The sequence below is a fragment of the Metabacillus sp. YM-086 genome (genome assembly GCF_048059995.1).
Classification (GTDB): Bacteria; Bacillota; Bacilli; order Bacillales; family Bacillaceae; genus Metabacillus; species Metabacillus litoralis_B.
This window is the reverse complement of the sequence record NZ_JBLUOI010000109.1, coordinates 1-12,641: the sequence shown is the minus strand read 5'-3', so window position 1 is coordinate 12,641 and position 12,641 is coordinate 1. Positions and strand designations below refer to the sequence as shown.

The following is a 12,641-nucleotide window of genomic DNA, read 5'->3' as shown; positions in this document are numbered from 1 at the left end:
TGGTTGGACGTGAAATTACTCAAGTTTATCCAACAAAGAAAAACAAAATCGGTGAAAAACTACTTGAAGTGAGAAACTTAGGGAAAATGGGCTATTATGCAGATATTTCCTTTACCCTTCACAAAGGAGAAATTCTTGGCTTAACAGGCTTAGTTGGAGCTGGGCGTACCGAGGTTTGTCAATCATTGTTTGGCATTACAAGCTATGACCGTGGAGAAGTCTATTTAAAAGGTCAACAGATTTCGATTAAAAACCCTAAGAGTGCCATGAATTTAGGTATTGGTTATTTACCAGAAGATCGTCAATTACAGGGTCTTGTCTTGGATTGGGGAATTGGAAGAAATATTACTTTGCCTGCTTTGAAGGAACTTTCAAATAAAGGTTGGTTGAATGAAAAGAAAGAATCAACACTTGCAAAAAAATTGGCTGAAAAAGTACATGTAAAAGCAACAAGTATTTTTGACTTAGTAAGCTCTTTGTCAGGAGGAAATCAACAAAAGGTAGCTGTAGCAAAACTACTTACAGCTGACTTAGACATCATTATTCTCGATGAACCAACAAAAGGTGTCGATGTTGGAGCAAAATCAGCGATCTACGACATTATTAATGATTTAGCAGCTCAAGGCTACGGAATTATTATGATTTCATCTGAGATGCCGGAAATATTAGGGATGAGTGACAGAATTGTTGTTATGAGAGAAGGAAGAATAACGAAAGTATTAGACAAAAAGGATGCCACACAAGAGGTCATCTTAGAAGCGGCAATGAGCGAAGGGAAAGAAAAAGAAGTTGGTTAATAGATTGATATAGAAAAAGAGGTGAAGAGTATGCCTGAAAATGTCATACAAGACTCAACAAGTATACAGCCGCATGCAGAAAAGACGTCGAAGCTAGCAAACATATATAAATTCAGGGAACTTGGTTTACTTGCTTTCATTATAATCCTATCAATAGCTGTTCAGCTACGAAACTCCAGTTTTCTAAGTGGAGAGAATATTAATGACATGATGACAAATACAGCCATTCTTAGTATTTTAGCACTCGGAATGATGCTTGTACTTGTAACGAGAGGTATTGATTTATCAATTGGATCAACGATAGCACTTTCTGGAATGATTGCTGCTCAGACAGTGAGTACGTATCAAAGTTTACATCCTTTCCTTGTTATTTTGTTAGGAATTGTCATTGGGATGGTATGTGGAGCCATCAATGGGGTGTTAATTGCGAAAATCGGATTACTCCCGATCATTGCTACATTGGCGATGATGAATATTTTTAGAGGAATCACATTTAAAATTAGCGGGGGAGAATGGATTAGTTCTTACCAAATGCCAGAAAGCTTTGTCTCTATTGCAACAGGTACAACATTTGGTATTAATAATTTAATTTTTATAGCTATCGTTATTTACCTTTTATTCTTTTATATCATTAACCACACAAGAACAGGACGACAAATTTATGCAGTTGGTAGTAACCCTGATTCAGCAAAAGTAAGCGGTATAAAGGAAGATCGAATATTATTACTTGTTTATACCATTATGGGTGGATTTGCAGGACTTTCAGGTGTGCTTTGGGTTTCAAAATTTGCATCTGCACAAGGTGATACAGCATCCGGTTACGAGCTAACGGTTATTGCGGCTTGTATCCTTGGTGGAGTTAGTATTGCTGGGGGATCAGGAAAGATTTCTGGAATTATTCTAGGATCCATTCTTTTAGGAATCTTAAATAATGCATTGCCATTATTAAATGTATCACCATTTTGGCAAACAGGTATTCAAGGTCTCATCATCCTCGTTGCTGTTATCATAAACACCCTAGTTAAAAGAGGTGTTGATCGAAATAATCTGATGAGGAGGAAAATATAAGCCATGGAACAAAGAACATCACTTGATCAGCAAGGTTATATACATCGAGATCTTCTTGATAAAAAAGACTTTAGCCTTAAGAGATTTTTCTTACAATGGGAATGGATGTTAGTCATCATTTTATTCGCAGTTATGATTATCAACTCAAATCTATCACCGTATTTTTTGAATTATGCTAGTTTACGAGACGGCACAATGATTTTTCTAGACAAAGCGTTTATTGTTTTTCCGATGGCAATGATTATGATTTTGCGTGATATTGACATCTCTGTTGGTTCAACGGTTGCCCTGTCATCTGTTGTGATGGCAACAATGTATAACAGCTTAGGAGTACCTATGGAACTTGCTGTAGTCATCTGTTTAGCGGTGGGTGCGCTATGTGGATTCATAAATGGTCTATTAATTGTGAAATTTAAAGAGTTATCTGCTGTAATTGTTACCTTAGGAACAATGATCTTGTATCGTGGAATCGCTTACGTGATATTGGAAGATCAATCATCAGGTACTTTTCCAGAATGGTTTGGATTTTTTGGCTGGGGCTATGTTTTCGGAATTCCATTTATTTTAATCTTGTTTATCATCATGGCTATCCTGTTTGGAATTCTTCTTCATAAAACAACGTTTGGCCGAGAAATCTTTGCAATGGGTAAAAACCCAACGGCAAGCAGATTCTCTGGTGTCAAAGTTGACCGAATGAAAATGATTGTATTTACACTGGCAGGTCTTATGGCTGGATTAACAGCATTATTTTTAGCTTCAAGAATGGGAAGTACGAGACCTAATGTAGCAAACATGTATGAACTAGATGTTATTGCTATGGCTGCATTAGGTGGTATTAGTACAGCAGGTGGAAAGGGGAAAATAATTGGTACTGTTATTGCGGTATTTATTATTGGATACCTTCAATACGGACTAGGGCTTATTAATATCCCTGCTCAAACATTATTAATTGTTGTTGGAGCGTTGCTTATCTTAGCTGTGGCCGTTCCAAAAATTAAGTTACCAAGCTTTATGAAAAGAAAATAACCACGTTATACGCAGTTATTAACTGTTATGTATAAATGAAAAGACAAAAAGGGGAGAGATAAAATGAAAAAGTTTTTATCAATGATTTTATCAGTTGTATTACTTGCTTCTATCCTTGTAGGTTGTAGTCAAGGAGCACCTTCTAGTGGGGGGTCATCAAGTGAAGGTGGAGCAGAAGAAGGCAGTGGTTCAAATAAGTACGCATTTGTATTTAAAAATACTGGGAATCCTTACGGGGAAAAAATGATGGATGGTTTTAAGGCTGCTGTAGAGGAGCTTGGTGGAGAAGTAATCCTACGTTCACCAGATCAGCCAACAGCTGAAGGGCAAATCCAAATTATTGAACAATTAATTACGCAAAAAGTAGCTGCAATCGCCATTGCTGGTAATGATCAAGATGCATTAGAGCCCGTATTAAAGAAAGCAATGGACCAAGGTATTAAAGTTCTTTCAGTAGACTCTGCTGTTAATGCAAACAGTCGTCATATTCATGTGAATCAAGCAAACCCAGAGAGAATTGGTCGTATTCAAATTGAAGCAGTAAGTGAAATGATTGGTGGAGAAGGACAGATTGCCATTTTAAGTGCAACATCACAAGCAACAAATCAAAACCTTTGGATTGAATGGATGAAAAAAGAACTTGAAAAGCCTGAGTATAGCAAAATGGAGTTAGTAAAAGTCGCTTATGGAGATGACTTAAGAGATAAAAGTGTGTCTGAAACTGAAGCTTTATTAAAGTCTTATCCTGATTTAAAAGCGATTATTGCTCCAACAACAGTTGGAATCGCTGCTGCAGGTAAAGTATTAACAGATAAAGGATTACAAGGAAAAGTGAAGCTAACCGGATTAGGACTTCCAAGTGAAATGGCTAGCTATATTGAAAGCGGTGTTTCACCATGGATGTACTTATGGAATCCAATTGATGTAGGAGAAGTAGCGGGTTATACTGCACATGCATTAGTTGAAGGGACAATTAAAGGAGAAGTTGGAGAATCATTCGAAGCGGGTGATCAAGGAAGCCAGGAAGTAGTAGAAGATGGAGAAGGCACACAAATTATGCTTGGCGATCCATTTAAATTTGACGCTGAAAATATCGCTGAATGGAAAGATGTTTATTAATTGATTCATGATACTTTAAAACTAAGCCATTCAAATTTTGGCTTAGTTTTTTCAATTAAAAAAATATAGGGGGAGATATGACGATGAAGAACAGTAATAAGTTTGCATGGACTTGGAAAATCAAAGAAGAAGACCTAGAAGAGTATGTAGAACTACATCTTAATCCTTGGTCTGAAATGATGGAGGAGCATAGTAAGGCAGGTATTAAAAATTATTCCATCTTTCAAAAGGGTAATCAATTTTTCTACTGTTTTGAATGTGATGATGTAGAGGCTGCTTTTGAATATATCGCTCAAAGTGAAGTATGTAACAAGTGGAATGCCATTACATCACAAATGGTGGAAGGTTCTTTTGATTTTAATGAGGCAGAACCAATTAAACCGATGAGGGAAGTGTTTTATTTAAAGTAGAGTTGTTGAAATAGTATATCGTAAGCTCTCTCTAAAATGGTGAGAGCTTATTTTATTTCTTGTCATTATTTCCCGAAAAATAATCTTAGATGATTACTAGAACAATTATCTTCCTTCTAAATGACAATATATTTGATTTTTTCGAGTGTTTTTATTTCATTTCTTTACATGAAAATGCAACAAATTGAAAATAAACCTATTGAATGATAGATCTAATCAAAAAATTTATAAAAATTGTAGTTAGTGTTTATATTTCGACAACGTTTTTATTTTTGACCCCTTATACTTATATCTACATCACATTTGTCTGTGGAAAAATAGTAAAGAAATTATTTAGTATAGATATATTTCTTGTTAACTTATAAACTATTAAAAATTTAAAATAATAAAGCTCGAACTGGGCTTAAAATAAGAAGAGTATGGAGGGAAATCAAATCAATGAACACTGTATTAGAACCAATTGTCGATTATGCTGGATTAGAGGATAAAGTGTTGGTCGAGATGGCTCATAATGGTGACAGCGAGTCATTGTCCTTTTTAATTAACAAGTATCAGCATTTTGTGCGCTCGAAGGTTAGGCCGTATTTCTTAATAGGAGCCGATAAAGAAGATCTTGTTCAAGAAGGAATGATCGGGTTATATAAGGCGATTCGTGATTATCGTGAAGACAAAATGGCTTCTTTTTATGCATTTGCTGAGCTTTGTATTTCTAGACAAATTATAACTGCAATTAAAACTGCTTCTCGTCAAAAGCATGGTCCATTAAATTCATCTATTTCCTTGGACAAGCCTCTTACTAATGAAGATTCTAATTATACGTTGCTGGATATGATTGCAGGGGAAAAAGTAACAAATCCTGAATCTTTGCTTATTAATAAGGAAAAAGTGAACGAAATAGAACGGAAGATTGATGAATTGCTAAGTGATTTGGAAAGAAGAGTATTGACTCTATATATGGACGGACAATCATATATGGAAATATCAGAAGAATTGAATACACATGTTAAATCAATTGACAATGCTCTTCAACGTGTAAAACGTAAACTAGAACGTCACTTTGAGATTAGCAAGGTTGTGTGAGTAAAGAAACAGGAAGAAATAGTTGGTTTTAGTGTTCATTGTTGATTTATACTCTGTTAATAAAATAAATAAAAAACTGAAAAACCTCAGATGAGTTTTGGCTCGTCTGAGGTTTTTGTTATTGTTCAAAGTCAAAGTCACGTAGCTCTAGTTGACGTGTAATACAAAATATTTACATTGACGCATCTACTATTTTTCTCTATAATATCAACTTATATTAATATAATATATCAACCTTGTATATGTTTAGGGATATGGCCTAAACGTTTCTACCAAGCTACCTTAAATAGCATGACTACAAGGATTACATATGTATTGTCTATATGTAATTCTTGTTATGTGTGCTTTAGGGTAATCCAACTCTAAAGCTTTTTTAACATAATTCAGGAGGTCAACATGAAGCAATTCTTTCAGTTTTCAAATCGACAAACAACTTATCGCCAAGAGTTTCTTGCTGGTATTACAACCTTTTTATCAATGGCTTATATATTAGTTGTTAACCCAATTGTACTATCAGAAGCAGGTATGGACAAAGGGGCTGTTTTTACAGCAACAGCTGTTTCAGCGATTATCGGTACGTTATTAATTGGGATTTTAGCAAACTATCCGATAGGGATAGCACCTAGTATGGGGCTTAATTCATTTTTTACCTATTCAGTTGTCATCGGGATGGGCATTCCTTGGCAAACAGCTTTAACAGGTGTATTTATATCAGGTGTTCTGTTTGTTTTGCTAAGTATTTTTAAAATTCGCGAAAAAATCATTGAAGTGATTCCTCAGGATTTAAAATATGCAATCGGAAGCGGTATTGGATTTTTTATTGCGTTTATTGGTTTAAAAAATTCAGGGATTGTAGTCGCAAATTCAGCAACCTTTGTTTCGTTAGGAAATATTCACTCTGGTCCAACTTTATTAGCGGTTGTTGGCTTTATTATTACCGTTATTCTAATGGTGAAAAATGTACGCGGAGCCATCTTTTACGGAATGGTGATTACATCTATTTTAGGAATGTTTTTTGGGATCATTGATAAGCCAAAAGCTATTATTGGTGGGATCCCTAGCTTGGAGCCAACATTCGGGGTTGTTTTCATGCAGCTAGGAGATATTTTTTCAATTGAGTTAGTAGCTGTTGTGTTTACGTTTTTATTTGTAGCATTTTTTGATACAGCAGGTACATTGATTGCGATTGCTAACCAAGCGGGATTAGTAAAAGACAACAAAATTCCGAATGCTGGACGAGCACTATTAGCAGATGCCTCAGCATCTGTTGCAGGGTCAGTTCTAGGTACATCAACAACAGCATCATTCATTGAATCATCTGCAGGGATAGCAGCCGGTGGAAGAACTGGCTTTACATCTATTGTGATTTCAGGCATGTTTGCTATTGCACTATTTTTCGCGCCTCTACTCTCTATTGTAACGTCAGAGGTAACAGCACCTGCTTTGATTATTGTTGGTGCATTAATGGCAAGTGAAGTACGTCATATTAAATGGGAGCGTTTTGAGATTGCGATTCCAGCTTTTGTCACGATCATCATGATGCCACTAACTTACGGTGTAGCAACTGGTATCGGTCTTGGTTTTATCATGTACCCGATTACAATGATTGCAATGAAAAAGCAGAAGGAAATCAGTCCAATTGTCTATGTTTTAGCACTTATTTTTATTGCCTATTTTGCATTTGTTTTATAAGTTGGAAGTCTTCTCTTTTGGAGGAGATTTTTTTTGATTTTATTTATCATGAACACTGTTTTCTAATCATTATCGTCGGAAAATTAAATGTTTTAATGAAAGTGCTTCTATTATAATGAAACATAACTAAACATTACAATTGTTTAAGCAAACAGGAGAAGAATGGTGCAATAATTTTTCAAAGGATGATCTGCATGAAGAATAAGGATAACTCACTGCAAAAGCTCTCTCTGTTTGCAATTACTTGGCCTATTCTAGTAGAAACCACCATGCATATGCTGATGGGAAATGCAGACACACTCATGCTTAGTCAGTATTCAGATGAAGCAGTTGCAGCTGTTGGAGTATCAAATCAAATTCTATCTATTATGATTGTTATGTTTGGCTTCATTGTAACAGGAACAAGTGTATTAATTGCTCAGTTTCTTGGTGCAAAAATTCCAAAAGACGCAGGTCGAATTGCAGTTGTATCGCTCTTTTTCAATGTCTTATTAGGAGTTATGATTAGCTTTATTCTCATTTTCTTTGGCAGTAAACTGTTAATGTATATGGGTGTTTCAAAAAATATTCTTCATGATGCCACTCTTTATTTACAAATTGTAGGCGGAGGAATTTTTTTGCAATCGGGTATGATGACAATCGGAGCAATATTCCGAAGTTATCGTTTTACGAAAGATGTTATGCTTGTCACACTTGGAATTAATTTTGTGAATATAATAGGGAATTCTCTTTTTATATTCGGTATTTTTGGTTTTCCAGTGCTTGGTGTAACAGGTGTGGCCATATCTACTGTTATTAGCAGAACAATTGGCTTATTCATTCTTTTATTCCTATTTCATAAACGATTGAGTAAAGATCTATACCCAATTACTATGTTTAGAAAATTCCCAAGTGATGAATTAAAAAAATTACTCAAGGTCGGTGTTCCATCTGCTGGAGAACATCTTTCATTTAATGGTTCTCAACTTGTAATCACAGCATTTATTGTGATGATTGGAACAGAAGCTATGACAACAAAGGTTTATGTACAGAATATAGGAATGCTTATCTTGCTTTTTTCACTTGCTATCGGGCAAGGAACACAAATTATTGTCGGACACCTAGTTGGTGCAAGACAATATGATGATGCTTATAAGCGTTGTATAGATAGTTTAATTATCGCTATTAGCATCACGTCAGTAGTAGGGCTTATCATTTATGTATTTAGTAGCAAGATCCTACACTTATTTACTACTAATCATGATATTATTGAATTAGGGAGTATCCTTCTTTTATTGACTGCTCTAGTCGAGCCTGGTCGTGCTTTTAATGCTGTAGTCATCAACTCTTTACGAGCAGCAGGTGATGTGAATTTTCCTGTTTTTATTGGAGTTCTTTCAATGTGGGGGATAAGTGTTCCATTAGCTTATATGTTAGGAATACATGTTGGTTTAGGACTTGTTGGAATTTGGATTGCCTTTATTGTTGATGAATGGTTACGTGGAGTTCTCATGCTTTTTAGGTGGAGACAAGGAAAATGGCGCAATATAGTAGTTAAGAAAGTTGAGACAAACGCATCCTAAAGTTTTTAGAAAAAATATTAAAAGTATACTAACTTACAGGAGGTTATATTAATGAATAATCAAAAAGGCGAGAAACATTGGATCATACCAGATGGATATATACCACCATTAAGCTCAGGAGAACTTATTAGCCATGAATCTATTTGTATTTTAAACTGCAATGGTCAAGATGCAAAACTTGAAGTTACGATTTATTTTGAGGACCGTGATCCGATTGAGAAAATTCCTGTCATTGTTCAGGGAAAGAGAAGTAAACATTTACGAACGACAGCATTGGAGCTTAACGGGGAAACTATTCCAACAGGGGTTCCTTATTCAATTGAAGTGGAAAGTGATCTGCCAATAATTGTTCAGTATAGTCGATTGGATTCAACTCAACCAGGATTGGCGCTAATGTCTACAATGGGATATCCTTTGAAATAAATTGAAAGCGGTTACTATTAAAATGATGATATTGGAGTTCTAATATATGAGGAACTTAAACCGAAGAATTTCAACAAGATATAAGAATTTAAGAATTAAGTATAAATTAATCGTCTTTATTTCTATTTTATTAATTGTTTGTTTAACGTTTATTATCATTGGATTTCAATATGCATTTAATAGTTATGATGAACAAATTTATCGTAAATCTTCACAAGTTTTAATTATGTCTTCTAATAGAATAGAAGATGAGCTAAAGAATATTGAAGAAGTTACTTATAAAATAATGGGCGATGATGTTATTCAAAACGCATTGCTTCGTTCAAAGGACGAGAGCCTAACAAAGTATGATCAATATCAAATAGAAAAGGAAATTTGGGAAACCCTTACTAGCTATATTGGCTCCGAAAAATATATTCAATCCATTCATCTTTTTGACCGTTTTGGGAAGGAATATCGTGCAGGAGGAGTACCCTCCGCAAACTTGTATGATCATAAAGATGAAATGATTGAAAAGGCTGCAAAAGGAAATGGAAGTAATGTATGGATTTCACTAAAAAGCTCAAAAAATTCTATTTTTTCTGCAAGACAGCTAAAATCCTATGAAAATCTAAGTCTTGAAAAGGTCGGAACATTAGTAATTGATGTTAAGTTACACGAGATTGTTAAAGAGCTACCAAAAGAGTGGGAAGATCAAGAAGGTTATATTGCCATCTCAGAAGGAGACGATATTTTCTTTTCAGAAGGAAATTCCACTAATGTTGATAAGTTGGATTTTACAGCCAGCAATAAACAAGGATATCAAATACAAAATATTTATGGAAGAAGCTTTTTTGTTACGTATTCAGAATCTCCATATGCAAATTGGACATATTGGAATGTCCTACCCTTTGGAACAATGTTTGCAAAGGTTACGATGATTAAGTTTCTTGTTATCTTTTTATTCTTAGCTATTTCTATTTCTTCTATATATTTAATAATTGGTTTTTCTAAAAGAATTACGAATCCAATTGAAAACTTAGTTTCAGCGATGAAGTTTGTTCAAAAAGGGGATTTTAAACTTACTAAAAACTTTAAGCCCTCACAATATCAGGATGAAGTTGGAATGTTACATCGAAATTTCTTTGTTATGATTGAACGGATTAACCAGTTAATTAATGAAAATTATGAAAAACAGTTATTAATAAAAGATACAGAATTTAAAGCATTGCAATCACAGATCAATCCTCATTTTTTGTATAACACACTAGAATCTATTAACTGGCTGGCAAAGGTAAATCAGCAGCAGCAAATATCCAAAATGGTTGAATCTTTAGGCTATTTATTAAGAAATGCTATTAGCTTAAAAGATGATGTGATTACAGTTGAGCAAGAAGTAGAGATGGTCGAACACTATGTGACAATTCAAAAGTTTCGTTTTGAAGAGCGATTGGAATTTTCATTAGTAATGGACGATAAAGTGAAAAATGCTAAGCTACCAAAGTTGATTTTGCAGCCACTTGTTGAAAATGCCATTCATTATGCGCTGGAAATGATGATAGAGCCATGTGAAATTCGTTTGTTAGCATTCAAAGAAGGAGATAAGCTCCGTCTGGTCGTTGAGGATAATGGACCTGGTATGGATGAGCAGCAGCTCGAATTAGTTAAAAAAGGTGAAATAAAGACTAGAGGAAATGGAATCGGCTTACGTAATATAGACTCCAGAATTAAATTTGTTTTTGGCTCGGAGTATGGTCTGCAAATTGACAGTGAGGTAAACAAAGGGACAAAGGTATGCATCGTTATTCCATATCAAACGAGGTGGGATTATGTATAGGGTGTTATTAGTTGATGATGAGAGAATTATTTTGGAGGGAATTTCAAGGATCATCAACTGGGGGGAATTGGGAACAAGTTTAATTGGTACAGCCAGAAATGGTTTGGAAGCCTATGACTTTATCATGAAAGAACAACCTGACATCGTGATATGTGACATTAAAATGCCAGGAATGAACGGACTTCAATTAGTAGAAAAAATGGCAGTAGAGAAACCTTCCATAAAGTTTATTATCTTATCAGGCTTTAATGAATTTAACTATGCCAAACAAGCAATGGAATATGGAGTCAAGCATTACTTATTAAAACCATGTAATGAAAATAGTATTATGGATGCTTTGAACAAAGTGATTGATGAACTGAAAAGAGATGCAAAGAGAGAGCAATTTCTATTAGAAACAAAAAGTCGTCTCAATCAAGTACAGCCTTATGTAAAAAAGCAATTATTAAAAGAGTTTATTACAAGCAAGTTTGACAGCAATAGAGGAATACATTTTTATGAAAAGCTATTAAGAGTGAATTTCGAAGAAGATTTTATAAGGTTAATTATCTTTCGTATAGAAGGTGATTATCATTATGAGCATATGTTTGTTATTGAAAACCTGGGTGAAGATCTTTTTTCAGAATCAGTCCTATCAACGAGTATAGGAGAAAATGTTCTCTTTCTTGTAAACGAGCAAGATTTTCATAATCTTCAGGAAAAAATTGAGCAATTAAGAGATCATTTTTTTGATATTTATAAAATGGATATGACGGTAGCAATAAGTGAAGTCGATTGTATTACACAAGTAAGAAGGCTTTATTTAGAAGCACTTGAATGTCTAGGGCATAGATTTTATTTAGGTGAAGGAAGCATCATTACGAAAAATGACATAACACATGAAAATCGAATAAATGACTATGAATATGATGGTCAAAGTTTATGTTTGTTTATAAAATCGGGCAATTTAGAAAAAGTGGAAAGTGAAATTTCTCAATTTTTCAATGAGCTAACAGAAAGTAGATTATCAATTAGTTTAGTGCGTTCTTATGTGATGCAGATTTTTTTAGTGATGATTCAACAATCAGACTCAGTGAGCATGCAAAAATATATGGATAAAATGTCTGTGTTAGTAGATATGGATACAATCCAGCAAATGAAACATTTCTTTCTTTCTACAGCAAAAGAAATTACACAAGGTCACTATGAAAGACATAAATCAAATCATTCAGCTGTTATTCATAAGATGATTGATCTTGTAGAAGAGAATATTGGAAATCCAGAGCTGTCCCTAAAGTGGGTGGCAAATAAGGTTTATATGAATGCGGACTATTTAGGTAAACTGTTTAAGCAAGAGACAGGGCAGAAGTTTTCAAGCTATGTTACACAAGAACGAATTAAGAAGGCGATTGAACAAATTCAATTAATGGATGATGTAAAGGTATTTGCAATTGCTGAGATGATCGGATTCGGTGAAAATCCCCAATACTTTAGTCAGGTGTTTAAGAAGTTTACTGGATATTCTCCGTCTGAATATAAAAAAGTAAATTAATAGATTTGGGTAAAAGGGCTGTCTCTTTGAGTAGACAGTCCTTTTTCTGTGAAAATAAATTAAAGGTTTAAACTTGATCGCATTTGATTAAGCTATAGATAATTAAATTTGGCAATA

11 protein-coding genes and 1 riboswitch are annotated in these 12,641 nt (G+C 34.4%); all 11 genes read left to right on the top strand.

Translation table 11 applies throughout. The annotated features are described in order from the left end of the window. Nucleotides 1-797 (top strand): ATP-binding cassette domain-containing protein (locus ACEWK1_RS25490; RefSeq protein WP_416636779.1); only part of this gene is annotated, 797 nt, incomplete at its 5' end. Between the two features lie 30 nt (nt 798-827). Then, nucleotides 828-1,865, top strand: coding sequence for an ABC transporter permease (locus ACEWK1_RS25485; RefSeq protein WP_121660807.1), 1,038 nt, complete (start codon nt 828-830; stop codon nt 1,863-1,865). 3 nt (nt 1,866-1,868) lie between these two features. Then, nucleotides 1,869-2,891 carry an ABC transporter permease gene (locus ACEWK1_RS25480; RefSeq protein ID WP_212137094.1) on the top strand — a complete coding sequence of 341 codons (1,023 nt, stop codon included), beginning with the start codon at nt 1,869-1,871 and terminating at the stop codon, nt 2,889-2,891. A 63-nt stretch (nt 2,892-2,954) separates the two neighbouring features. Beyond that, a complete protein-coding gene (rhaS, locus tag ACEWK1_RS25475; RefSeq protein ID WP_212137096.1) occupies nt 2,955-4,010 on the top strand; it encodes a rhamnose ABC transporter substrate-binding protein in 1,056 nt (351 codons plus the stop codon). An 83-nt stretch (nt 4,011-4,093) separates the two neighbouring features. Continuing rightward, entirely contained in the window at nt 4,094-4,420 is a 327-nt protein-coding gene (locus ACEWK1_RS25470) for an L-rhamnose mutarotase (RefSeq protein ID WP_212137097.1), read from the top strand. A gap of 438 nt (nt 4,421-4,858) precedes the next feature. After that, complete coding sequence (gene sigH, locus ACEWK1_RS25465) at nt 4,859-5,500, top strand: RNA polymerase sporulation sigma factor SigH (protein WP_121660810.1); 642 nt, start codon at nt 4,859-4,861, stop codon at nt 5,498-5,500. 216 nt (nt 5,501-5,716) lie between these two features. Beyond that, nucleotides 5,717-5,818: riboswitch (purine riboswitch) on the top strand. Between the two features lie 78 nt (nt 5,819-5,896). Continuing rightward, nucleotides 5,897-7,192, top strand: a complete 1,296-nt coding sequence (locus ACEWK1_RS25460) for an NCS2 family permease (protein WP_212137099.1) — start codon at nt 5,897-5,899, stop codon at nt 7,190-7,192. A 194-nt stretch (nt 7,193-7,386) separates the two neighbouring features. Beyond that, complete coding sequence (locus ACEWK1_RS25455; protein ID WP_416636778.1) at nt 7,387-8,754, top strand: MATE family efflux transporter; 1,368 nt, start codon at nt 7,387-7,389, stop codon at nt 8,752-8,754. A gap of 51 nt (nt 8,755-8,805) precedes the next feature. After that, complete coding sequence (locus ACEWK1_RS25450) at nt 8,806-9,177, top strand: sensory rhodopsin transducer (RefSeq protein ID WP_212137103.1); 372 nt, start codon at nt 8,806-8,808, stop codon at nt 9,175-9,177. Nucleotides 9,178-9,223: 46 nt separating this feature from the next. Then, the gene (locus ACEWK1_RS25445) at nt 9,224-10,993 is read left to right on the top strand and encodes a cache domain-containing sensor histidine kinase (RefSeq protein ID WP_212137105.1); all 1,770 of its coding nucleotides are present in this window, start codon (nt 9,224-9,226) and stop codon (nt 10,991-10,993) included. Next, entirely contained in the window at nt 10,986-12,524 is a 1,539-nt protein-coding gene (locus tag ACEWK1_RS25440) for a response regulator transcription factor (RefSeq protein ID WP_212137107.1), read from the top strand. The genes ACEWK1_RS25445 and ACEWK1_RS25440 overlap by 8 nt, the downstream gene beginning before the upstream one ends. The last annotated feature ends 117 nt before the right edge of the window (nt 12,525-12,641 follow it).